The following is a 23,389-nucleotide window of genomic DNA, read 5'->3' as shown; positions in this document are numbered from 1 at the left end:
GACTCCAGGAAATGGCCTGCGGCTTAACCCTGGCGAGATAAGCCGCAAGCGGGGGATTTACTGCCGGGGAGTTAACAGGTCGCCTAAACCAATGCGCTGCAAAAACTCTTTGCGGATACGGTCAGCGACGGCGTTTACGACTTCTGCACCGTCGTCAGAAGGATCAACGTGCACGCGGAACGGGCGTTTGCCATACGGCGCATTCACAATATCCACCAGCGCCGCCGCCACGTCGGCAACATCGGCATCCTCTGGCTCACAGGCCGCCAGGCCTTTCAGCGCTTCATCTTCCAGCCCGGCCGTCGGGCCAGTTTGGGTGTATGCCAGCTCACGCTCGCTGTCCGCGGGCTTGCCTGAATGCAGGAAATGGTTGGTGCCTTTGGTAAAAGCACCCGGCACCAAAATCGAGCTTTCAATTCCCCAGCGGCTAAGCTCGGCGGCATAGCTGACGGCCACGGCGTCCATCGCAGCTTTGGCGGCAAAATAAGGTGCCAGATAAGGCGGGGTGCCACCCCGCGTACTGCTGCTGCAGACCCACAACACTAAGCCTTTTCTTTGCTCGCGCAGGTAAGGCAGCGCCGCCCGATTAACCCGCTGAGTCCCCAGGACGTTAATATCGAACAGCTGGCTGAACTGTTCCGGCAGAAACGCCTCGGCGGGCCCGTAGGACATGTGTCCGGCATTGTGCACCACGATGTCCAGCCGGCCTTGCTCCGCGATAATTTGTGCAACTGCCGCCTCCGCCGAAGCCTCGGACTGCACGTCCAGTTCGATAGCCCGAAGATCAACGCTGTGATGCCACGCATAATCCTTCAGGCTGTCAACCTGAGGTGCGTTACGGCCCGCGATGTCCCGCATACTGGCGTAAACGATGTGTCCGGCATGGGCGAGGGCGCGCGCGGATAACGCACCAAAGCCGCTGGATGCGCCGGTTATCAGAATAATTTGCTGCATGGTTTTCTCCTGTTCGTCGAGAATCTTAGGCAAAGCCACCGTTAACGCGGATCACCTGAGAGTTCACCCAGCTGCCGTCCGGGCCAGCCAGCGTGGCCACAATGCTGGCGATTTCATCTGGCTTGCCGATGCGTCCGAGCGGGGCGAGGTTGGCGATGGTTTGAATTTGTTCTTCGGTTTTACCGTTCAGGAAAAGGTCGGTGCCGGTTGGCCCAGGCGCAACGGCGTTGACGGTGATATTGCGGCCACGCAGTTCGTTGGCGAGGACGTGCACCAGGCCTTCAACCCCGGCTTTGGAGGCGATGTAAGGGCCGTAAGCCGGGAATGATTTGGCAATAACGCTGGTTGAAAGGGCGATAATGCGGCCGCCTTCCTGCAGCGACTCAGCGGCGTTCGCCAGCACCATAAATGCCCCGCGCAGGTTTGTGCTGATGATTTTGTCGAATTCCGCGAGGCCAGCCGGAGTGATTTTCACCATTGGCATTACGCCCGCGCTGTGCACCACCACGTCCAGCTGGTTGTGAATGGCTTTTGCTTCGGCAAACAAGCGGGTGACATCGTTTTCAGAGGACACATCCGCCTGAATCGCCACGGCGTGCCCGCCGTTGTTTTTAATGGCCTGGACCGTTTCATCGGCGCTGGCTTTATTCCCGGCGTAGTTGACGACGACGGTGAAGCCGTCGCGGGCCAGCCTTTCGGCAATTGCCCGGCCAATCCCACGGGAAGCGCCGGTCACCAGGGCAGTTTTCTTTGCAGTTGTCATGTTGTTCTCCAGATACTGTGAATGAATCGCCCCGAGTGGGCGTGGGTGCATTGTTAATGTTTTTGTATTCGGGATAAATGGTGCTAATTTGATTAGATAATTCCGTTATGGTTAATAATAGATGGACAAATTTGACACGCTGCAGCTGTTCACCCGCATTGTTGAGCTGGGCAGCTTCAGCCAGGCTGCCGACCAGCTTGGCATCCCGAGAGCCACGGCAAGCAATGCCATTAAAGAGCTGGAGAGCCAGCTTGGCTGCCGCTTGCTGGAGCGCACCACCCGGCATGTGCGAGCCTCCCAGGATGGCAAAGCGTATTACCAGCGCTGTGTGTACATTCTTGCGGAGTTGAATGACGCTGAAGCCGCGCTGCGCCCGGTTGTTGCCAGACCTAGAGGGATCTTACGCATCGATCTGCAGGGGACGCACGCATCGCACATCGTCCTTCCGCAGTTGGATGAGTTTCACCGCCGCTATCCCGACATTGAGCTGATTATCAGTAGCGGCGACAGGCTGGTTGATTTGGTGCGCGAGGGGATAGATTGCGTGGTACGTGCCGGTAAGTTACAGGACTCTTCGCTGGTTGCCCGTCACCTGGCTGATCTGCCGCAAATTGTGTGCGCCAGCCCGGACTACCTGGCGGCATTTGGCGTGCCCGTGCACCCGGACGATCTCGAACATCATCAGTGCGTTAACTTTTTCTCGACAACGGGCGGCGTGAATTACCCTCTTGAATTTATTATCGATAACGAGCGCCGGGCTTTCTCACCCAAAGGCTGGGTGACGGTTAACGAAGCGGAGAACTATGTCATCTGTGCGCTGCGTGGCTGCGGCCTGGTTCAGCTTCCGCGTTACCACGTCGAACAGGCGCTGGCTGAAGGTCGGCTGGTAGAAGTCATGGCTGACTGGCAAAGCCCGGCCATCGCCGTTTCTGCGGTGTACACCCAAAACAGACAGCTTTCGCCGCGCGTACGGGTGTTTATCGACTGGCTGAAGGAGATTTACAGCGCGCGGTTTCCTGGCTGAACGCAGGTTAAACCACACCGCGATTTAACTGGTTTTTAAAAGGCTGCGGCATCCATACTGACTCCCCCTAAAGTGCTTCTCAGACAGGATGCCCGGATGAACGTACGACAAGGTCTGAACGTATCACGCATAGCGCTCTGTGCTTTTTTATTATCTCCATTCGCTACGCATGCAGCCAACAGCGGCCCCTTAAACATCGCCATATACCGGGGTGCCGCGGGCTGCGAAGGTTGCTCTGAAATGGTGGCAAAATCCCTGCAAAACACCGGGCAAAACATTGTTATTTCCTACATCGGTGAAAAGGAAAAGCTCAAGCTGACCGGCCAGAACTTGAGTCAATTTGATCTCTACGTGCAGCCCGGTGGCGGGCAGGATATTCCGGCCGCGTATGATGCCATTGGCGATGACGGCGCGCGGGCCATCAGAGAGTTTGTGAGACGCGGGAAAGGTTATCTTGGCCTGTGCATGGGGGCTTACCTGGCGGACAAAGACTGGATAGGGCTTATCGACAAGCCCCTTGAGTCTGAGGTCGGGCGGCCTGGATCCGGCGTGGCGGATGAAGGTGACTACACGCTGAATGTTCGCTGGGGGAATAAAAAAGAACCTTTTTACTATCAGGATGGCCCTTATTTTAATCACGGCACGAAAAGCAGCGGCTTTACGCCCGTGGCCAGGTACAGCAACGGCGATGTGGCTATCGCCACTTACCGGTATGGTAAAGGGAAAGTGGTGCTGACCGGGCCACACCCTGAGGCGGATGGCAGCTGGTTTGACAACAGCATCGCCGGGCATACCTCGCCTCAGAGTAAAATGGCCCGGCTACTTAGCTATTTCGAGACGGGTTCGAACGGCACTCCTAGCGACTGAACAAAGGTTTTGACCTGCGGGTACCAAAGTCTGACGCCTGCTTTGTTGTCGGCAAAGTCATGGGAGTTTTGACCGAAGGTGCCGATATCAACCATTCGGGCGCGACTTGCGGCCCCGGTGGCCTGGCGGGTGTAGGCGCTGAACATTTGCTGCGGCATCGGCTGTGGCCAAAGCTGGTCGTTATCGCCGTAGAACCAAAGCGACGGGTAGCGCGCCTGTTTGCCTATCGCGCCATAGGTGCGTACCAGATTTTGCTGCCAGCCTTCACATTTTGGCTGACGCAGACCACCCGAGAAATTAATCACGCCCAGCACGCCGGGGAGTGGATGCGTGCTCAGCGCCATGGTCACCAGTCCGCCGTCCGACTGCCCGGCAATCACAATGCGTGAGCGGTCCACGTAGGGCAGTTTGACTAGTTCATTGAGGGCGGCAGCCACACCCTCTGCTTCATCAAACGCGTGGCGGCGCACATCGCACCCGTCTTTCGGGTACTGGCCGCCGGAGGCCGCAAAGCCTTCCCGCATCGGGACCGCGACCACAAATCCCCGGTGAACAAATACCGAAGCGATTTGAAGATGCCGGGAACGTGGCTGCGTGCGCGAATTGCCTGGGTTTTTACCATGATTCATTAACAGCAGGGGAAAAGGGCCATTACCTGGGGGCTTATACAGCGTGGTTTCCAGCTCAACGGTTCGGCCCTCTATCTGCACGGGCAACATCACAATCTGTTCGTTGAGCTGGCGATCCAGCCTCAGGGATGATGAAGCGTTATTACCAAGGGAGCTACAGCCGCTGATGCTGAGAAGAAGCGCCGCAACCGGCAGCCCGGCGAACATGCGAAGTAAAGAACCGGGCGCTATCAGCCACTTCAAAGAACCCATTTGTCTGCCCTGGCAAAGTTACTGCGGTTGAATTATGCCGTGTCATCTACGGACGGCTGTTGTTTTGCATATAAATAAACCGATGCCCGGGAAACGCCCAGATGCTGCGCCACGGTTTCCATCGACTTACGGATATCCAGTAATCCTTCTTTTTTCAGCGTCTGCAACAGCTCAATTCTTTCTGAAGTTTTCAGCGCGCGCGGCGTCGTCGCGATGTCAGCCGCGTAACGATCGATCCTCAGCCTGAGCGCTTCGGAACCTGCGGGTTCAATATGTTCTTCCACCGGGCCAGGGCTGGTATCGGTGAAGCGGGCAAGGGCGCTTTGCATCCCTCTGAACAAAGTCATATCCAGGTTGAGGCAAAGCGCGGCGACATAGTTTCCGGCGTCATCTTTCAGCCCAATCGAGGTGCTTTTTACCGGGCGTCCGTCGGCAAACTGGTTGGCATAATTGGCGATCACTGCCGGGAAATCAGGGTAGGCAATGCGCGCCAGCCCCATTTCCGTGGCGCCCTGGCCAACCTCACGGCCGGACAGGTTGTTGTGGATGGAGAGAATAGAGTGATCGGGCTGCGTCAGGTCGTGTACCACCACCTCACAAAAAGGGGCGAAGGTTTCACTCAACCCCTGGGCGATGGTTTCGAGCTGGTCGAGCAGGGCACTGTTTTCTGATTTTGACACTCTATTTCTCCTTCTGATTAACGTGGCCCGGCGAGGTATTCAGCGTAGCGGCTGATGTCGACGTTACCGCCGCTGATGATAATCCCGATTCGCTTCCCGCGCAGGCTCTCTTTCATTCCGCGTGCGGCGGCAAAGCCAAGGCAGCCCGTAGGCTCGACCACCATTTTCATCCGTTCGGCAAAGAATTTCATCGAGTCGATCAGTTCTTCATCAGTGGCGGTGAAGATGTCGTCCACGTTCTGGCAAATCATCTGGAAGGTGTAGTCGCCCAGGAAGGTGGTTTGCGCACCATCGGCGATGGTTTTTGGCGTATCGATACGCACAATTTGCCGATGCCGGAATGACTGCTGAGCATCGTTCCCGGCTTCCGGCTCCACGCCGTATACTTTGCAGTGGGGTGAGAGGTGACGCGCCGCCAGCGCACAGCCGGAAATCAGGCCACCGCCGCCCAGGCAAACAAACAGCGCGTCCAGCTCGCCAACTTCGTCGAACAGCTCTTTCGCCGCCGTGCCCTGGCCGGCAATGACGTGCGGATGGTCGTAAGGCGGGATCAGCGTCAGGCCATATTTTTCCGCCAGATCTTTGCCAATCTGCTGGCGGTCTTCGGTGTAGCGGTTATAGAGGATGACTTTGCCGCCATATTCACGGGTGGCGGCAATTTTGGCCGCCGGGGCATCTTCCGGCATTACGATGGTGGCCGGGATCCCCAGCAGCCTTGCGGCAAGGGCAATCGCCTGGGCATGGTTCCCGGAGGAGAAGGCTACCACGCCGGCTTCTCTCTGCTCCGGCGTGAACTGAGCGAGGGCGTTCATCGCGCCGCGGAACTTAAACGCGCCCATTCGCTGGTAGTTTTCACATTTGAAAAAGACTTCGGCGCCAAACTCTTCATTCACGGTACGGGACGTCATGACCGGAGTGCGGTTGGCATGACCTTCAATACGCTGAGCAGCCGCAACAACATCATCATAAACAGGAAGAACTAATTCACTCATTTTGCCACCTTTAAACGGTTGTCTTATTCAGAGAGCGCCACGGCTTCGATTTCGAGTGCCGCGCCGTAATGGAGTTGTGCCACGCCAGCCACCGCGCGGGAAGGGCGATGCTCGCCGATCCACGTTGCGTAGATAGTGTTAAACAGCGGCCAGAGATTGATGTCCGTGATGTACACCCGCACGGAAACAAGATGCTGTTTTGTCACGCCCGCGCAGGCCAGGCAGGACTCAATATTCTGCAGCACCAGTTGAGCCTGTTCTTCGAAGGGCGCTTCGCAGCGAGGCGTGCCGTCCGCCGCCACGGGAAGCTGGCCGGAAATAAACACAAAACCGCCTGCGGTGGCGGTGTGGGAATAGTGCCCCACGGGGGCAGGAACCAGTTCGATATTGCGCAGCGTAATCTCCGGGGCCATGTTTCCTCTCAAGGTCAGTTGAATTTAGACAAATAATCTATATCTGGACTAAATGTTGATCAAGAGATTTGTGGCATCCTTGAGGCTCAACGAATCTTCAAATGGCGCTGTTGATGCATGCAATGTGCAAGATAATCCACGAAAACGTGAATTGCCGGCGTGATACGCCGGCGTGCAGAGGTTACCGCGTGAATGGGAACCATACCGGCCGTAAATGCTTCCAGTACGGGAACCAAAAGACCTGCAGCTATCTCTTCGGCAAACATCCAGCGTGGCCCCTGAGCTATCCCCAGCCCAAGCCGTACCGCATTATGAATGGCCTCAGCATCGTTGGCCCGAAGCGATCCGGTCACTCTTATGCTTATTTCACCCTGTGGGGTAAGAAAACGCCACGGTTTGATTACGCCCTGAAATAAAAAAGGCAGGCTGTTGTGATGGGTTAGATCTTCTAGCGTTTGTGGAGTGCCATGCCGCTGCAAATACTCAGGGGAAGCAACCACGACAGGTTCAAGGCTTCCTATCTGCCGGGCAATCAGGCCTGAATCAGCAAGGTGACCAATTCGGATTGCCACATCAAATCCATCTTCAATGAGACTTGCATAACGCTCTGAAGCTTCAATATCCAGCGTGATGCCAGGATTGTTTGCCAGAAACTCAGGCAAGGCTGGCATAATAAAACGGCTGCACAGAACATAAGGTACCGCGACGCGGAACCGGCCGCGAGGAGAAGTCTCTCCGACACTTAGCCGATGTTCTACTGCGTCAAGGTCGTGCAACATCCCGCTGGCAAATTCATAGTACTGTTGTCCGGCTTCAGTGACGCTTATCCCACGTGAACTTCGACGGATAAGCTGGGTATTGAGACGAGCTTCAAGCCCTGAGACTTCTTTACTCACCGTGGATTGTGCGACGCCTTCCGCTTTGCCGGCCCCAACAAAACTTTTGCTTTCTACAACTCGAACAAAAAGCCTTATGCCTTTTAGATGATCCATTGCCGTTGCCTTTGTCATAAACCTGATAAGCCACGGCTATGCTGCACACCGCTCCTATCGCGATCAATATTCTATTTTGGAATTTTAGCTATTCATCTATTCCATATTGTCACTATTAACCAAAAAAATAATCATGACTACTGCCTGATTAACAATATCGTGAGGGTCCAATGGGAAAACTATCGGGAAAATATGCACTGATTATTGGCGGTTCAAGCGGAATAGGTCTGGCAACGGCGAAATGTTTTGCTCATGAAGGTGCAGACGTTGTCATTACCGGAAGAGATGAGAGCAAACTGAAAGCAGCTGTGGGCGCTATCGGCCCACAAGCTACTGGCATCGTGAGTGATTTATCCAAAATATACGATCTGGATACGTTGTATAAGAGTATCTATGACAGCGGCAGAAATATTGACGTGCTCTTTGTATGTGCAGGCGTGGGGCATATTAATCAGTTCCTGCCCGATATTAGCGAACAGTTATTTCATGACACTTTTGTCTCTAATGTAAAAAATGTGATTTTTGCCGTACAAAAAGCAGTACCGCTGATGAACAATGGCGGTTCTATTATTTTAAATAGCTCAATTGCTCATCTTAAAGCATTGCCTGGCATGAGCGTATACAGCGCAAGCAAAGCGGCAGTTCGCTCCTTTACCCGAACCTGGGCAATGGAACTCAAAGACCGCAATATCCGGGTCAATACCATTAGCCCTGGCCCCGTTGAAACGCCTTTCACCGATCCCGCCCCACAAGCGTGGAAGGAGATGATGACGGCAGCCGTTCCTTTGGGCCGCTTTGGCCGACCAGAAGAATTGGCCTCTGCAGTGCTGTTTCTTGCATCTGAAGACGCCAGCTATATTACCGGCATTGACCTGTGCGTCGATGGCGGGCTCACTCAGGTATAAGGTTTAAAATGTTATTTACGCTAAAAGATAAAGTCGCCCTGGTGACCGGCGCCTCGAGCGGTATCGGGGCGGATATTGCACAAGCCCTGGCCAAGGCGGGGGCCTTTGTGGTGGTGAACTATCGTTCGAATCAGGCTGGGGCCCAAGCCGTTGTAGACGCCATTAAGGAAAATGGCGGTCGTGCCTTGGCCGTGGCGGCAGACGTTACTGATGCAATACAGGCAAAGGCGCTGGTTGAGGCCGCGATCAATATCTATGATCGCCTGGATGTCATTGTTAACAACGCTGGGCTTGCACTGTTTAGCTCGGTGGAGGATTTTGACTCACGGGAATATGAGCTACAGTTTCGTACTAATGTTTTAGGGCCCATGCTGGTAACCTCTGCGGCATTGAAACACCTTCAGCCGGGTGCCAGCATTATTAACATCAGCTCTTCTGCCACTGAGTTTTCCCCCGTTGGCGCTTCCGTTTATGCCGCGACGAAAGGCGCGTTGGACGCCTATACCCGAGTCCTGGCAAATGAATTAGGGCCAAAAGGCATCAGAGTGAATACGCTAAAACCCGGACTGACTGTTACTGAGAAATCGTTTCCCGAGGGTACGGCTGAATCCGATTTAACCAAGCAATACGTGGCACGGACTCCTTTGCGTCGGCTTGGGAATACGAATGATGTTGCTTCGGCGGCGGTATTTCTTGCGTCTGAAGCGGCCGCATTTATCACCGGCGATCATCTGCTCGTCTCCGGTGGATTAAGGTAGCAGACATGAAAAGCCGGGGTTTTCCCCGGCTTACAGTCTAAACAGGGGCTTTCTCGTCGAGGAAATGCTGGACAGCGGTAAACACCTGCCAGCGGTTTTTCTCCATAAAGACCGAATGCGTCCCTTCACCAATTTCAACCCAACGGCGATGAGGAGCCTGGGTTAGCTGCGAAAATAGCGTTTTTGACAACTCAAGCGGGCAGTCTCTGTCCCAGTCGGCATGAACGATAAGCACCGGAACACGGATCTGCGCGGCATCATACAGCGCCCGGCCTGCCGACCAGATTTCGCGGCTATCCTGCACCGTGCCATTAGGGGCTTTGATGGCCGCATCTTCGGTGGGCCCAAACGTCGCATCCGCCCAGGCGTCAAACCAGGCTTGCGGCAGCACACTTTCCCGCTCACTTTCAGGTACACCATTCAGCCAGCGGTCTTTGGCCGAACTGCGTTTGACCACCCGATAGGCGCCAAGCTCTCCGCCGGTATCTGAAGCGCTGGGGGTATCGCGGATCCACTGCGGAGCAAGCAGCACCAGCTTATTCACTGCGCCATTGTGCGCGGTAGTGTAGGTTGCCATCAGCGCCGCTCCCCAGGACCAGCCAATCAGATTGATCGCTGCATGCCCAGTCTGCCGTCGAATAAAGTCCACTGCTGAAGCCACATCGCTAACGGCCACCGGTGTTCGCACCACGGGCGCATTTTGCTCCGGCGGCTCGGCCATTTCTGCAGGTTTTGATGACTGGCCATAGCCACGCACATCCACCAGCCAGGCGTTGTAACCCGCGTGAGCCAGATTATCCATCCACGAAGTGCCGTCCAGGGCTAAATCAAACGAGGTCGACGCCGGGTAGGTCGATCCGGCGACAAACAGTACCGTGCGGGCACCAGGGATCGCGGTGAGATCGCCACGTCTCTTGTTACGGACATAAAGCTCAATGCCTGGCGTTGTAGTGGGAATATAAAAGTCGTTACGTAGAATCTCAGGTGTCATTTCACGTTCTCCGGGTGAATAAAATGCCAGTCAAAGTTGTCCCCACGGCGCGTGACGTGCCCGGCTGAGGTGCTGGCAAAATGGGCGGTAAAAAGGGTGCTCTGATGCTCGGCAGCATGTTCAAGAAGCCAGCGGCGCGACTCACGAGCCTGCTGCTGGTCAGCACAAAACCGACTGTTCCAGGCCGGCCGATAAACCTGTAGCGGCTGGTGCATAATGTCGCCGCAGAAAAGTCCGCCCCGCTGGCGATGCCCGTTATTCAGCAATTCAAAAGTGATGTGCCCTGGGCTGTGCCCCGGTGTCGGGTGAATAAGAAGCGCATCGGCAATGGCTGTAGTACCTTCCACAATAAGCGCCTGGTTGCGCTCAAGAATCGGCCTGACGCTGTCGTTGAAAACGTTGGCGTTGAACCCCTCATCATCCTGATGCGTCAGCCAGTAATCGTATTCTTTGCGAGAAAACACGTAGCGGGCGTTGGGGAATGTCGGTTCCCAGCGGCCATCAATGAGCTGCGTATTCCAGCCACAGTGATCGGCGTGCAGATGAGTGCACATCACGTAATCCACGCTCTCTGGCGTCACGCCAGCCTCCGACAGCCGGTTCAGAAACGGCAAATCAAGCTGGTGGAAGCGGGGCAGTGAAGGGCGCTCTTTGTGGTTGCCTGCACAGGTATCAATCAGAATAGTGTGATGCCGGGTGCGCACCACCCAGCTATGAATGCTGGCGATAAAACGCCGGGAGACCACATCGAAGCACTCGGGCACCATCAGCCCACGATGCTCCTCCAATAAAGCCGGATCCCAATCAGGGTAAAGAAAATCAGGGGCAAACCCTGGTCCGCGTTGTTCAACCACGCGGGTAACGGAAATATCATGGAGCTGGAATTTCAACACGGCAGGTAACCTCATCAGGTTTTAACTTGCGGTTGATGCTAATGAGATAAGTCAGTACCGTGAAATCGATAATCAGGATGCCAGGTATAAGCTACATGAATCTCTCCGGTCACAATCTTGCATTGCTTGCCTCATTGAATACTCTGCTGGAGGAGTGCAACGTCACCCGCGCGGCGGAAAAGTTGAATATCAGCCAACCTGCACTGTCTGCTCAACTGGCGAGGCTACGGGATCTGTTTGAGGATCAGCTCCTGATCCCCGCACAGTCGGGCAGAGGAATGGTGCGGACGCCATTGGGGTCGCATCTGCGTGAACCTTTGCGCCGGGCGCTGCAAACGCTTGAAGAAGTGGTGGCACAGCAGCCGGAATTCGATCCCGCCCGCGCGCACCGCACGTTTACTCTGGGAGCAAACGACAATGCCGCCGCGATTATTGCCCCTCGCTTGATTAAACTCACCCGCGACGCCGGCTGGCATCATATTCGCTTTGCGTTTATTGCCCCGCAGACGAACCGGCTTCAGAGCCAGTTAGAAACGGGTGAAATCGATATAGCTTTAACCTCACGGGATGCCGTGCCGGGTGCGCAGCAACTGCCGCTGGTCGATGAGGCGTTCCAACTGGCGCAGAGAAAAGGCCATCCGAGAGGAAATGAGCCGCTGACGCTGGAAAGTTATGCCAGTCTTGAGCACATTTTAGTGTCCGGCCAGGGAGGCGGGTTTCGGGGATTTATTGACGATTTGCTGGCTGACCAGGGCCTGGCCCGCCGGGTGGGCGTTTCCGTGCAGTTTTACAGTCTGGTGCCGCTGATTTTGCAGAACAGCGACCTGGTCTGCACGCTACCGGCCCGTTTTCTGTCTCGCTATCACGAAGTGCTTGATTCATTCCCGTTGCCGTTTGATGTCCGCCATTTCAGCCTGTATGCCACCTGGCACCGCCGGTTTGACGATGATGCCGCCCACCGCTGGCTTAGAGCGCAGCTTCAGGCCAGCGTGGCGGCATAAAAAACCCCACCGCACGGGTGGGGTAAGACAGCTTATTTCCCGGACCAGGTACGCAGCGCATTTTCACGCGCTTCGGCCTGCTGGGCGGTATTGAGCTTGTAATAGTTTGGCGCTAAAGCGCCTTCCCAGTCGCCGTACATTGGGTTCGGCAGCACAATAAACTGGGTGCCAAACTTGTTGCGGTTATCGCTGGCGAACTGCTGACGCTGTGCCTGATCCTTGTGGTAAGTCGCTTTACCGAAGTCGTTCAGGTTGTCGCCGATGTACATTACCACGTCATAGCCTTCGGCTTTGATCGCATCAAAACGGGCCTGCTTGTTGGAGCTGTCGGTTTTCAGGCGCACAGTTTTGTCGCTCACACCGGTAAAGCCCAGGGCTTTCATGTTGGCAACGGTGGCGTCATAGTCTTTGCTGTCGCGGTTAGACACATAGAACATCGTGCCGCCGTGGCTGTTCACGTAGTTAGCAAAATCCACGGCGCCTGGGACGGCCAGCGCCTGGCGAGCCTGAGTCCACTGGGACCAGGTTTTGTCGTCAAACGCTTTGTTGTTTTTGGCCTGCCACGCGCTGTAGGCGCTGTTGTCGAGCATGGTTTCATCCAGATCCACAATAACGGCACGCTTAGCGTTGCCCTGTTTAGCGGATTGATCCCACGCGGCACGAGCACTGTTAAATGACTGGTACGCCAACGCGCGGTATTCGCCGGACTGCTGGAACCAGTCCACCGCCATTACCGTCTGGCTGGCCAGCTTCTGATCGGCCGCCTGTTGCTGATTGGCACAACCCGTCAGGCTGACCAGTACCAGCGCTACAGCGCCACACAATAAACTTTTCTTCATTTTTATGTCCTTACCCTTGCTTTTATCATTAACGCCATTGATACCTGCCAGCCCCCACATTGAACAATGCAGTGACTTTTTCTAACAAAATCAGCAGGTATTGTTAAAAAGTGTTTTACCGAATATTAAAGCTACGTTATCAATAGCTTTTTAATGGATCGACACTGGATACTCAATATGACAAAAATATTTCGACGCAATTTTTTTTCCTGATGGTGGCGGCGGCATTACCCGGCGTGAGCGTTACGGCCCACGCCGCTGGCTGTGAGGAGACCCGGGCGGGGATCGACATGGGCTCCGGCACCACCAAGCTGGTGGTCGCCAAAGTGGACACCTGTAAGCAACGCATCAACAAAGTACTGTTCGAGGATCAGCGTCCAATCGGTTTTAACGAAGATTTATCCAAATCTGCAGACAACACGCTCAGCCCGGCTATTCAACAGCAGGGGCAGGCGGCGCTGCGCGAGCTAGCTGCAGAGGCCTCTCGCTATCATCCTGCCCGCTTTAACGGCGTGGCAACCGCTGTTTTCCGCAGCGCGTCTAACGCCCAGCAGACGATCGATGCCTTCAATCGTGCAGCTCCGGTGAATCTAAAAATTATTACTCAGGAACAAGAGGCCGAACTGGGCTTCTTGTCCGCCAAAGCCTCGATGCCCGTGCCGCTGGCAGACGACCAGATGGTGGTCTGGGACATTGGCGGCGGGTCGATGCAAATGACCACCTGGCTGCAGAAACACGATAAATGGCAGCCGGAGATTTACCAGGGCAAGCTGGCCTCCGTCACGCTGAAGAACTACATCATCGACGTAGTGAAAAACAAAGATTTGCATGACGTCAGCTCTCCAAATCCGATTGGTTCCCTGCGCGACGGCGTGCTGCGGTTTGTTCGCTTCTACGCCACAACTCACGTCAGCCCGGAGATGAAACAGGCGCTGGCTAAACGTACCGTCGTGGGCATCGGCGGGGTGCATGATTTCTCCGTCAGCAAGCAGCTTAACGAAAAGGTCTACACCCTCGCCGATCTGCAAAAAACCTCCGCCAGCCAGGTGTGGAAAGGGGACTCAGAGCTACGTGGTGATTACAGGGCCACAGACGTCAGCAACCTGCTGCTCGTTCAGGGCTATATGGAAGCGCTGAAAATCCCTCAGGTGACCGTAGTGAAGGCCAATCTTGTTCAGGGCGTGCTGATTCAGTAACGTCTCATGCTTCAGGCGGCGGCGATTTTCGTGCCGCCGCCTGTGGCACTAACCGCGTTTGCGTTGTCCGATCAGATGAATGATGAGCCCGATAAGGCTAAGCCCACCGCCGAGCATTGAAGCCAGCTCCCAGCCCCCCAGCCGCCACATCAGGCTCGCGCCCCAGGATCCCAGCGCGCCGCCGATAAACATGCCGCTCATAAAGACCGTATTGATACGACTGCGGGCTTCCGGCCTCAGGGCGTAAATCACATATTGGTTAGAGATCAGCGCTGACTGCTCGCCCAGATCCATCAGGATGATGCCAATCACCAGCCCGGTGAGCGAAGTCCACAGCCCCAGCACCGCAAAAGAGATAACCATGACCAGCGCCCCAAGCCCGATAACGGCATACGGCCCGCGGCGGTCGGCAATCCGCCCGGCAAGCGGCGCAATCAGGATGCCTACTGCGCCCACAATCCCCATCAGACCGGCGATGTCGGCACCAAGATGAAAAGCGGCGTGCAGCTGCAAGGCCAGAATAGTCCACAGGCCGATGAACGAGCCAAACAACGCGGCCTGAATCCAGGTCGCCCGACGCAGCAGGGGTTCTTCGCGCCAAAGAGAAACCAACGAACGCATCAGGGTCATGTAGCTCTGTTTATTGCCCGACGTGTGGTGCGGCAGGGTAAAGAACAGCATCAGCCAGCCGAAAGCGGTTGCCACAGCACCGAGCCAGAAGGTTGCCCGCCATCCCCAGTGATCGCCGCTAAAACCGCCCACGGCTCGCCCAAGCAATATGCCGCACAGCACGCCACTCATTACCGTGCCAACGACCTGCCCACGGCGTTCAGGTTTAGCCAGTTCGGCGGCGAACGGCACTATTTGTTGGGCAACGGAACCCGTCACACCCACCGCAGCGGAGGCAATAACAATCGTGACAACATTAGGCGCTAAGGCGAGGCACGCCAGCGCTACCGCCAGCCCGGCGGACTGGCAAAGGATCAGCGTGCGGCGGTTAATTTTGTCGCCCAGTGGCACAAGCAAAAACAAACCAAAGGCAAATCCAAGCTGCGTTGCCGTCGGCGCAAGGCTGACGAGCGCAAGCTGCCCCGGAAATGCCTGCTGAAGCAGTTCCAGCAGCGGCTGGTTGTAGTAGACATTGGCGACAAATACCCCGCAGGCCACCGCCATGATCAGCAGCAGAGTGGAGGTTAAAGGCGAATTTTTTTCCGTCTCGGGCGGGCGGTTCAGGGTGACGCTCAGCGGATTATCCGACATGATTTTTCTCTCTGGGGATGACGAGCCCTGATGCTGAACGATTGTCCGCTTGCAATCTTTGCCCTAGAATTTCAGACTTCTGAAATCACCTGAAAAGCGACCGTTCTTATGCCTGCCGACCAGACTCAAGCCCCTTTAGAAAGAGATGACGATATGGTGGTCTTTGGCCGCTATCAGCTGTTTCCCGACCTGGGGCTGCTGCTAAGGGACGGCGTCCGGCTGGAGCCAGGAGAGCGGGCGATGGCGGTGCTCAGACTGCTGGTCAGCGAAGCCGGGCAGGTGGTGACCAAAGAGACGCTGCTGGCCACCGTCTGGCCGAAAGAGATCGTCGAAGAGAATAACCTGCAGGCGCAAATCTCCGCCTTACGCAAAATTTTTGGCCCTGACCGGAATCTGATCACCACCGTGTTTGGCCGTGGTTATTGCTTTACCGCCACGGTGAATAAACTGCAGGCGGCCACGTCATCGCTGCCAGTAGCCGCTCCTTCAGCGGTTTTACCTCGCCCCCGTTCACCGCTGATAGGGCGCGAAAAAGAGCTGGGTGACATCAGAAAACTGCTGATCGAGCATACTATTTGTACGCTGGCTGGCCCGGCAGGCATCGGTAAAACCCGGCTGTTGCTGGAAGTGGCGCGCGAGTCGGCCAGCCTTTATCCCGATGGTGTTTTCTTTGCTGATTTGTCCAGCCTGAATGCCGGGTCAGATCCGGTACCTGTTTTACGCGCCGCGCTGGCCGGTATTCGCGGAGCGGGGCAGTTACAACCTCGCCCCGCGCTACTGGTGATTGATAACTGTGAACACCTATCGGCCGCCTGCGCCCGGGAAATTGAACATCTGCTGCAGAGAAACGAATTACTGAGCATTTTGCTGACCAGTCAGTCTCCGCTAGGGCTTGAAGGGGAGCAGGTGTACCGCGTCGGGCCGCTGACTTTGCCCCCAGCGCAACTGGCCGCCAGCGAGGCGCAAAGTTTTAGCTCGGTTGAGTTTCTGGTACAGCGCATTCAGGCGGTGGATTATGCGTTCCGCCTGAGCGAAGAGAATATCCAGCCGATCCTGGGGCTTTGCCGGTTACTCGATGCCGTGCCGCTGGCGCTGGAAATTGTTGCTGCTCGCGTTGCAAGCCTGGGCCCGGATGTCGTGCTGGCCGATCTGAGCGGGCGCGAGACATTGCCCGAGACGCCGGGGCTTACAGCGTCCAGGCACAGAACGCTTACCGAGGCGCTGGACTGGAGCTACCGATTGCTCACGGCTGAAGAACAGCGAGTGTTTCATGCCCTGGCGGTATTTCCCGGTGAATTTGACCTTGCCGCCGCGAAAGGATTGTTAAACCAGGAAGAGATCAGCGACGTGGTGGCCAGCATGGTGGCGAAATCCCTGCTGGTTTTGCAGGCCGGCACGCGTCCGGCCAGGTATCGCTATCTCAACATTGTGCGCACGTACGCTCGCCGGACGCTGGCCGAAAATAGCGCCCGGCTCTTTCTTCGCCATGCGCAACTCGTAGCCGACAGTATGGTACGAGCCAGAGAAGCCTGGGCCGAAGAGTCCAGTCTGCAGTGGCGCCGTCAGTATGGCTATTTAATTGACGATCTCCGGGCGGCGGCAGACTGGTGTTTTGGCATAGGCCAAAATGCCCCGCTGGGACGAAGTATTCTCGCTAACGCCACACCGTTTTGGATCCAGCTTTCGCTGCACGGCGAGTGCCGCCAGCGGATTACCGCCGCGATTAACGACCCGCACAATGGCCAGGCCACGCCGCGCGAAGAGATGCTGATGCAGGCGGCGTTAGGCTCGGCGCTGGGCTGGGCGCAGGGGCCCATTGAAGAAAATGGCCAGGCCTGGCGGCGAACCGGGGAGCTTGCCAGCGCGCTAAGCGACGTGGAAATGCAGTTGCAGGCCGAGTACGGGCTGTGGTTGTATCACCTGCGCAGTGGTCGTTACGAGCTGGCCGCAGAGAACGGCAAAAAAATGGCTGAACTGGCGACCCAAACCGGTGATTACGGCGCGCTATTAACCGCCCGTCGTCTGGTAGGCACCGCGCTGCATTTTTCCGGCGAGCAGCAGGCCGCGCTCAGCGAAATTCAGGCTTTGCTGGACCGAACAGTGGACGATGACAGCCAGAGAGCGCCTTTCCGCTTTGGGCTGGATCAGCGCGTGGCGGGCTGGGCTTTCCTGGTGCGGGCGCTGTGGGTGACTGGCGATGTGGCAAAAGCCAGAAGAGCGGCGCAGCTGGCGGTAGAAGAAGCCCGGGCGTTGGATCACGCCTGTTCACTGTGTGCCGCCCTCGCAGAAGGCACCTGTACGCTGGCAGCCTTAACCGGAGATATCGCTGGCGTGCTGCAGGTAGCCGCGCAGATTGAGGCCATCGCCCTGGAACACGGCCTGGGCTTCTGGCGGCTTTATGCGGCGGCCTTTACTTTCTGGGGCAGGCTACGCCAGCAGCCTGAAACGGTGCTTCCCCAGCAGATCCTCGCCATGCTTGCCCGGCTGAGGGACAATGGTTTCGATGCTGCTTATTCGCTTTTCCTGTCTGATTTCGCCGCCGCGCTGGCGCAAAAAGGCCAGCCAGAGATAGCCGAGACGCTGATCGTGGAGCGGCTGTCCGCGCTTGGCGTCAACCAGTCACTGTGGAACCTGCCCGAGCTGATGCGGGTTCAGGCACAAATTCGCTATGGCGGGCAACCAGAATATGGCCTGGAGTTCAGCATGGCGCTGCAGTCTGCGCTGCTGCTGGCACAAACCCAGACGGCCAAAGGCTGGATACACCGAATAGAAACCGATTTGCGTAATCTCTAATCTTCCCCGCGAAATGTCCGGCGGCAGAGAAGCCGCTTGCTTGTTACTTTCACCGACATTAATCTCAATATAAGATTTAAATAAAAATAACATTCACATTTTGAGATTAAATCAATGAGAGTCATGACAATGCATTTCAGACCAGAAATTCGTGCGCTGCTGCTGGCGCTTGCGGGTGCGATGGTGTTGGCGATAGGTATGGGCTACGGGCGTTTTTCCTATACCGGCATTCTGCCGGTGATGCTGCAAGAAGGGCTACTGTCGCTGCATCAGGGCAATCTCGCCGCATCGGCTAACTACGCAGGTTATCTCATTGGTGCCTTACTGCTGGCGAAAGCTAAGCCCGCCGACGCGCGGCGGTTAAATATGGCCTCCGTCGGGCTAACCATTGGCTGCCTGCTTCTATTGGCATGGACGAAATCGCCGTGGGCGGTGGTGGCGGTTCGGGGTTTTGCCGGGCTACTAAGCGCGGTGTCGCTGATTGCGGCTTCACTGTGGCTACTGCAGCACATGAAACACCATACCGGCGCGCCGGTGCTTTATGCCGGGGTTGGACTGGGGATCTTTTTATCTGCCGAATTTATCGCGCTGGGTAAAGCTTATGGCTATACCAGCCAGCAAATCTGGCTGCTGTGTGGGCTCACTGCGCTGCTATTGTTTGCGCTGGTGTTTAAACTGCTGCTTAGCCCGCCGGATTACCTGATCGACTACCAAAGGCAGGCATCCAGTCAGGCTCAGCCGGAAGCACGGGGAGCTAAAGCGGCGTGGAAACTCCTGGTTATCTACGGCCTGGCGGGGTTCGGGTATATCATTACGGCCACCTATTTACCGCTTTTTCTTTCCGGGTCACTCAGTACGCTGGATCCGGTGCAGCTGTGGGCTATCTTTGGCCTGGCCGCGATACCGTCCTGTTTTGTCTGGCATCAAATCGTCTCAAAATATGGTTATCGCCGCGCCTTTGCTGCCAATCTCCTGGTTCAGGCCGCGGGCGTCGTACTTCCGGCCTTTAGCCACTCACTGTTTTCTTGCCTGCTAAGTGCGGTGCTGGTGGGCTTTAACTTCACCGGCACGGTGACGATAGCCTTACCGGAAGCCAGGAGGCTGGCGCATTTGGTGCGATTTAATATGATCGCGGCGATGACCGCTATTTACGGCATCGGGCAGATTATTGGGCCGCTGGTTGCCGGGGAGCTTTACGGTATAACGGGCAGTTTTAACGGGTCATTAGCCACCGCCACCGGCGCATTGCTGCTGGCCGGTGGGCTGGTGCTGACGGGACGTTCAGAGGTTGCTGGCTGAGGCCAGAATCTGCTTCATCGCTTCAAGAGCGGTAGAACGATAGCCCTTGCGCCAGACTAGCTGGGTGAGGGCGTTGGCCACAAACTGTTGCTGTGTCCCCTCCGGCAGAATCAGGGTCGCCGCGACGCCTTCCGGCAACACGCCGCTGTACCGTCCGGCGGCAACAGAAGCGATCATCGAGTGATAAGAGCTAACGTCCTGCACCTCCACAAGGGTTTGAGCGTTGAGCAAAGCTTCCGCCCGTGCCCGGTAAGAACACCCTCGAGGAAAAGCGGCAAGAAGAGGCTTAGTGCTGCTGGTGGTTTCAGGCACGAGCAACACCAGGCGTTCCGTGAATACGTCCAGATACTCCAGATCTTCCGGGCACTGAATGTGTCCCCCGGCATCCGGCAACAGGCTCACCAGCGCGCAGTCCAGCGAAGCGTGTCGAACCTGCTCCAGAAGTTGCTGCGTGGGCTGGGTGGTTAAGGCCAGTTCGACATCAGGGTACCGGCGGTGGAACTGCTGGAAGACCGGCATCAGGCGGCTGACAGCGGTAGCTTCCATTGAACCCATATTCAGCGCACCTGCGGGTTTTCCCGGATGCAGCGCCTGCCGCGCTTCTTCCGCCAGGCTAAGTATTTTTTTGGTGTAGGAGAGAAAACTCTCGCCCTCTGGCGACAGGATCATTTTCTTGCTGTCACGCACGAACAAAGCGACGCCAAGATCTTCTTCCAACTGCTGAATGCGAGTGGTGATGTTCGACTGCACGCGGCCAAGTCTTTGGGCGGCTTTCGTCACGCTTTGTTCTTCAGCGACAATTTTGAACATCTGCAGTGTGGTGTGGTTCATATTTTTCATTCTCAATATGACAATGATCTTGATCTTAACATCTCCAAATAAGATGTTAAGCACTCAATGTCTCATTTCCTGAGGTAGCGCCATGTTTCGTAGTCTTACCCAACTGCTAGCGATTGACCAACCCATCATACAGGCGCCTATGGCGGGCGTCTCCACCCCGGAACTGGCGGCGGCGGTCAGCAATGCCGGCGGCCTTGGTTCGCTTGGCGTGGGCGCAAGCAGCGTCGGGCAGGCCAGGGCCGCGATCCTGAAAACGCAGGCCTTAACCTCGCGCTCGTTTAGCGTGAATCTGTTTTGCCATCAGCCTGCCAAACGGGATGAGGCGCTGGAACGTGCATGGATTGACAGTCTGCGCCCGATCTTTACTGAGTTTGGCGGCACACCGCCAGAAGTGCTAAGCGAAATTTACCAAAGTTTTATCGGGCAGGAAGCAATGCTGGAGATGCTGCTGGAAACCGCTCCGGCCGCAGTAAGCTTCCACTTTGGCGTACCTGAGCGTGACGTTGTTGAGGCCTTCCGTAGCAAAGGTATTGTAACGCTTGCCACCGCCACAAGGCCTGAAGAGGCTTCGCTGATTCAGGCATGCGGCGTGGATGTGATTGTGGCGCAGGGCTTTGAAGCGGGTGGGCATCGCGGGATGTTCGACGATAAAGCGCACGATACCCAGCTCAGCACCTTTGCGCTGGTGCAGCTTCTGAAAAAGCAGGTGAATCTGCCGATTATTGCCGCCGGGGGGATTATGGACGGGGCAGGTATTCACGCCATGCTAAGCGTGGGGGCGGATGCGGTACAGCTGGGCACCGCATTTCTGCTTTGCCCTGAGTCCGCCGCCGACGATGGCTACCGGCAGCGGCTTAAATCAAGTCGCTCACATCGAACGGAGATGACTCATGCTATCTCTGGCAGAGCGGCGAGAAGCCTGGAGAACGATTACTGCCGCCATGGACGAATCGCCGGCCAGCATGCCGTCCCGGCTTACCCGGTGGCCTACGATATTGGTAAAGCCCTTGCAAACCTCGCCAAAAAACAGGGACTTCAAGGCTATAGCGCACACTGGGCCGGGCAGGGTGTGAACCTGATACGCGAAATGCCCGCCGCTGAATTCCTGCAAACGCTGGTGCGCGAAGCCGGGCTTTAAAACGGTGTTACTTCAACAGTGCCATCAAAATAGCGGCGACGTGCTGCAGGGCGACATCCTGGCTTCGGCGTTTGTGCCAGGCCAGGTGGAGAGAGAACCCCGGTAACGTGACGGGCGCGGGGACGGCGACCAGTCCTTCAGTAAAAGATATGACCCGGGAAGGCAGCAGGGCCAACATATCCGACGCCAGCAGTAGCTGCGGCACCATCTGGAAATTCGGCAATACCAGCCCAACGCGGCGGCGTAATCCCAACCTTGAAAGCTCTGCATCCACCGGGGTAACGCTTTCACCTTTACCGGAGGTGATGATGTGCGGTGAGGCAAGCCAGCGTTCAAGACTGAACCCGACGGCGGCCGGATGGCCTTCGCGCATCGCCACGACATAGTGCTCATCCATCAACAGCTCGCTGTGGATACCTGCGGCAGGCTGAGGAAAGACCGAGATCGCTATATCCGTGGTGCCGTTAAGTAATGCGATTTCGGCCTCTTCCGCGCCAGTCCAACCCTGGACGATGAGGTCAATCTCCGGGGCCGACTGCTGAAGGTTCTGCATCAGCGGCACCAGCACGAACAGCGCCGGGAAATCCGCCATGGTGATCCGCAGTTTTTGCTTAATTTGATACAGCGGGATCACCGGCGGGTCGATAAGTTCAGCAATGTCGCCGAGGACGGATTTCAGAGGGGCACGAAGAGACTGAGCAAAGGGCGTCAGCCGCATGGTGCCTCTGCCACGCTCCAGCAATTCATCGTGAAAAAGATCGCGGCAGCGGGCAAGAGCTGCAGACGTAGCAGATTGCGACAGGCAAAGTCTGTCTGCGGCACGGGTGACGTGCGCCTCGTCGAGCAGGGCGTCCAGCATCACCAGCAGGTTAAGATCCAGCGTTCTTAAATTCATGTCATCGATAATAGATTATCTTGATTATCTGTTGGAGTAATTTTTGGAGCCTCGCCATTATCGTCTCACCAACACAAGGAGACGCCCCATGAACAAAACCCTGATTTTACTTTTCCACCCGGATCTGTCCCGTTCCAGCGCCAATGCCGCGCTGGGGCAAGAAGCCGCAAAACTTGAACACGTTGAGCTGGTCGATATCCAGGCACTTTACCCTGACGGGATCGATATTTACCGCGACGGCGAGCGTGAAGCCGCCCGGTTACTTGCCGCCGACCGCATTGTGCTGCAGTTCCCGATTCACTGGTATTCCATGCCGGCCATTATGCGCCAGTGGCAGGATGCAGTGCTGACCCGGATGTTCTACCTGAATTACGAGGAGGAAGGGCAAAAGCTGGAGGGAACGCCGCTGTTCGTGGCGGTCACCGCCGGTAACGTGGAAGAGTCTTATCAGCCCAGTGGCCGTAATCTTTTTACCATCGAATCTCTGTTAGCGCCCCTCAGGGCCACGGCAAACCGCTGCGGTCTTACCTGGCATGCCCCGTTTGTGGTCTACACTGCCGATAAATATGCACCGACATGAACACCGCCGCCGTGGATTCTGTGGCCACCGCATGGGGAAACCGATTTTGCTCTGTGTGGCGCTGTTTGTTGCACTCGGCCTGATCGTTATGACGCTGTGGAACGCAGTGCTGCCTGGTCTGCTGGGGGTGAAAGATATTGGCTTCTGGCAGTCTTTAGGCCTGCTGGCACTGTGCCGCATTCTGTTCGGTGGCCTGGGCTTTCGCCCGGGCATGTTTGGCAAAGCCCGCCGCCGGATGCACGAACGCTGGATGCAAATGACGCCGGAGCAGCGCGAAGAGTTTATGCAGCATCGCCGCGAAAAATTTGGCTTTGGTCACCGCGACCGCTGCGGCTGGCATTCCCGTTGGGATGAGAAAATGGATCCGCGTCCTCAGCCTCAGCCGCCGGTGCAGCCAGATGAAAACAGCGCTAAAAAACCGGACGCTGAGTGACA

General features: G+C 56.4%; 24 protein-coding genes. 11 read left to right on the top strand and 13 right to left on the bottom strand.

Features of this window, described 5'->3' with window-relative positions:
• Positions 1–57: 57 nt before the first annotated feature.
• Together B9Y90_RS07955 and B9Y90_RS07950 are read right to left on the bottom strand one after the other, a co-directional pair.
• The gene (locus B9Y90_RS07955; protein ID WP_085540881.1) at positions 58–954 is read right to left on the bottom strand and encodes an SDR family NAD(P)-dependent oxidoreductase; all 897 of its coding nucleotides are present in this window, start codon (positions 952–954) and stop codon (positions 58–60) included.
• Positions 955–979: 25 nt separating this feature from the next.
• Entirely contained in the window at positions 980–1,717 is a 738-nt protein-coding gene (locus B9Y90_RS07950; protein WP_039293614.1) for an SDR family oxidoreductase, read from the bottom strand.
• Positions 1,718–1,838: 121 nt separating this feature from the next.
• Here B9Y90_RS07950 and B9Y90_RS07945 point away from each other — a divergent pair, with 121 nt between their 5' ends.
• Both B9Y90_RS07945 and B9Y90_RS07940 read left to right on the top strand, forming a co-directional pair.
• Positions 1,839–2,741 (top strand): LysR family transcriptional regulator, encoded by a 903-nt coding sequence (locus B9Y90_RS07945; protein ID WP_085540880.1) that lies wholly within the window; start codon positions 1,839–1,841, stop codon positions 2,739–2,741.
• A gap of 72 nt (positions 2,742–2,813) precedes the next feature.
• On the top strand, positions 2,814–3,608 hold the full coding sequence (locus B9Y90_RS07940) for a BPL-N domain-containing protein (RefSeq protein ID WP_441302648.1): 795 nt from the start codon (positions 2,814–2,816) through the stop codon (positions 3,606–3,608).
• Here the strand turns inward: B9Y90_RS07940 and B9Y90_RS07935 are convergent.
• The 5 genes from B9Y90_RS07935 to B9Y90_RS07915 form a co-directional block, all read right to left on the bottom strand.
• Complete coding sequence (locus B9Y90_RS07935; protein ID WP_085540879.1) at positions 3,569–4,489, bottom strand: dienelactone hydrolase family protein; 921 nt, start codon at positions 4,487–4,489, stop codon at positions 3,569–3,571. The two genes, B9Y90_RS07940 and B9Y90_RS07935, sit on opposite strands and share 40 nt — an antisense overlap.
• Positions 4,490–4,521: 32 nt before the next feature.
• Positions 4,522–5,169, bottom strand: a complete 648-nt coding sequence (locus B9Y90_RS07930; protein ID WP_085540878.1) for a helix-turn-helix transcriptional regulator — start codon at positions 5,167–5,169, stop codon at positions 4,522–4,524.
• 17 nt (positions 5,170–5,186) lie between these two features.
• The gene (locus B9Y90_RS07925; protein WP_085540877.1) at positions 5,187–6,161 is read right to left on the bottom strand and encodes a threo-3-hydroxy-L-aspartate ammonia-lyase; all 975 of its coding nucleotides are present in this window, start codon (positions 6,159–6,161) and stop codon (positions 5,187–5,189) included.
• Between the two features lie 23 nt (positions 6,162–6,184).
• Positions 6,185–6,574, bottom strand: coding sequence for a RidA family protein (locus tag B9Y90_RS07920; RefSeq protein ID WP_085540876.1), 390 nt, complete (start codon positions 6,572–6,574; stop codon positions 6,185–6,187).
• Between the two features lie 86 nt (positions 6,575–6,660).
• Complete coding sequence (locus tag B9Y90_RS07915; protein ID WP_176227855.1) at positions 6,661–7,566, bottom strand: LysR family transcriptional regulator; 906 nt, start codon at positions 7,564–7,566, stop codon at positions 6,661–6,663.
• Between the two features lie 170 nt (positions 7,567–7,736).
• Between B9Y90_RS07915 and B9Y90_RS07910 the strand changes: the two genes are divergently transcribed.
• Complete coding sequence (locus B9Y90_RS07910; RefSeq protein ID WP_085540874.1) at positions 7,737–8,471, top strand: SDR family NAD(P)-dependent oxidoreductase; 735 nt, start codon at positions 7,737–7,739, stop codon at positions 8,469–8,471.
• Positions 8,472–8,479: 8 nt separating this feature from the next.
• A complete protein-coding gene (locus B9Y90_RS07905; protein ID WP_085540873.1) occupies positions 8,480–9,229 on the top strand; it encodes an SDR family NAD(P)-dependent oxidoreductase in 750 nt (249 codons plus the stop codon).
• Between the two features lie 37 nt (positions 9,230–9,266).
• On the opposite strand, the gene B9Y90_RS07900 is transcribed toward B9Y90_RS07905, so the two are convergent.
• Both B9Y90_RS07900 and B9Y90_RS07895 read right to left on the bottom strand, forming a co-directional pair.
• A complete protein-coding gene (locus tag B9Y90_RS07900) occupies positions 9,267–10,220 on the bottom strand; it encodes an alpha/beta hydrolase (RefSeq protein ID WP_085540872.1) in 954 nt (317 codons plus the stop codon).
• The gene (locus B9Y90_RS07895) at positions 10,217–11,113 is read right to left on the bottom strand and encodes an MBL fold metallo-hydrolase (protein WP_208330158.1); all 897 of its coding nucleotides are present in this window, start codon (positions 11,111–11,113) and stop codon (positions 10,217–10,219) included. The genes B9Y90_RS07900 and B9Y90_RS07895 overlap by 4 nt, the downstream gene beginning before the upstream one ends.
• A gap of 95 nt (positions 11,114–11,208) precedes the next feature.
• Here B9Y90_RS07895 and B9Y90_RS07890 point away from each other — a divergent pair, with 95 nt between their 5' ends.
• Positions 11,209–12,114 carry a LysR family transcriptional regulator gene (locus B9Y90_RS07890; protein WP_085540870.1) on the top strand — a complete coding sequence of 302 codons (906 nt, stop codon included), beginning with the start codon at positions 11,209–11,211 and terminating at the stop codon, positions 12,112–12,114.
• 32 nt (positions 12,115–12,146) lie between these two features.
• On the opposite strand, the gene B9Y90_RS07885 is transcribed toward B9Y90_RS07890, so the two are convergent.
• Complete coding sequence (locus B9Y90_RS07885; RefSeq protein WP_085540938.1) at positions 12,147–12,953, bottom strand: 5'-nucleotidase, lipoprotein e(P4) family; 807 nt, start codon at positions 12,951–12,953, stop codon at positions 12,147–12,149.
• Between the two features lie 212 nt (positions 12,954–13,165).
• Here B9Y90_RS07885 and B9Y90_RS07880 point away from each other — a divergent pair, with 212 nt between their 5' ends.
• Entirely contained in the window at positions 13,166–14,149 is a 984-nt protein-coding gene (locus tag B9Y90_RS07880; RefSeq protein ID WP_085540869.1) for a Ppx/GppA phosphatase family protein, read from the top strand.
• Positions 14,150–14,197: 48 nt separating this feature from the next.
• Here B9Y90_RS07880 and B9Y90_RS07875 read toward each other — a convergent pair whose 3' ends face one another.
• A complete protein-coding gene (locus tag B9Y90_RS07875; protein WP_085540868.1) occupies positions 14,198–15,409 on the bottom strand; it encodes an MFS transporter in 1,212 nt (403 codons plus the stop codon).
• 108 nt (positions 15,410–15,517) lie between these two features.
• Here B9Y90_RS07875 and B9Y90_RS07870 point away from each other — a divergent pair, with 108 nt between their 5' ends.
• Positions 15,518–18,202 carry an ATP-binding protein gene (locus B9Y90_RS07870; protein WP_085540867.1) on the top strand — a complete coding sequence of 895 codons (2,685 nt, stop codon included), beginning with the start codon at positions 15,518–15,520 and terminating at the stop codon, positions 18,200–18,202.
• 123 nt (positions 18,203–18,325) lie between these two features.
• Entirely contained in the window at positions 18,326–19,501 is a 1,176-nt protein-coding gene (locus B9Y90_RS07865) for a YbfB/YjiJ family MFS transporter (RefSeq protein ID WP_139827363.1), read from the top strand.
• On the opposite strand, the gene B9Y90_RS07860 is transcribed toward B9Y90_RS07865, so the two are convergent.
• Complete coding sequence (locus B9Y90_RS07860; RefSeq protein ID WP_085540865.1) at positions 19,484–20,332, bottom strand: LysR family transcriptional regulator; 849 nt, start codon at positions 20,330–20,332, stop codon at positions 19,484–19,486. The genes B9Y90_RS07865 and B9Y90_RS07860 overlap by 18 nt on opposite strands.
• A 91-nt stretch (positions 20,333–20,423) precedes the next feature.
• Between B9Y90_RS07860 and B9Y90_RS07855 the strand changes: the two genes are divergently transcribed.
• The gene (locus B9Y90_RS07855; protein ID WP_085540864.1) at positions 20,424–21,479 is read left to right on the top strand and encodes an NAD(P)H-dependent flavin oxidoreductase; all 1,056 of its coding nucleotides are present in this window, start codon (positions 20,424–20,426) and stop codon (positions 21,477–21,479) included.
• A gap of 7 nt (positions 21,480–21,486) precedes the next feature.
• Here the strand turns inward: B9Y90_RS07855 and B9Y90_RS07850 are convergent, their stop codons facing one another.
• Positions 21,487–22,374 (bottom strand): LysR family transcriptional regulator, encoded by an 888-nt coding sequence (locus B9Y90_RS07850; RefSeq protein WP_085540863.1) that lies wholly within the window; start codon positions 22,372–22,374, stop codon positions 21,487–21,489.
• Between the two features lie 88 nt (positions 22,375–22,462).
• Here B9Y90_RS07850 and B9Y90_RS07845 point away from each other — a divergent pair, with 88 nt between their 5' ends.
• Positions 22,463–22,954 (top strand): NAD(P)H-dependent oxidoreductase, encoded by a 492-nt coding sequence (locus B9Y90_RS07845; RefSeq protein WP_254902679.1) that lies wholly within the window; start codon positions 22,463–22,465, stop codon positions 22,952–22,954.
• Complete coding sequence (locus tag B9Y90_RS07840) at positions 22,941–23,387, top strand: hypothetical protein (RefSeq protein ID WP_176227854.1); 447 nt, start codon at positions 22,941–22,943, stop codon at positions 23,385–23,387. Before B9Y90_RS07845 ends, B9Y90_RS07840 begins: the two co-directional genes overlap by 14 nt.
• Positions 23,388–23,389: the final 2 nt, after the last annotated feature.

Origin of the sequence: Cedecea sp. NFIX57 (genome assembly GCF_900177785.1) — a bacterium.
Lineage (GTDB): Bacteria > Pseudomonadota > Gammaproteobacteria > Enterobacterales > Enterobacteriaceae > Cedecea > Cedecea neteri_C.
Note: the sequence above shows the minus strand (reverse complement) of the source record. Positions and strands in the feature narration are given on the sequence as shown.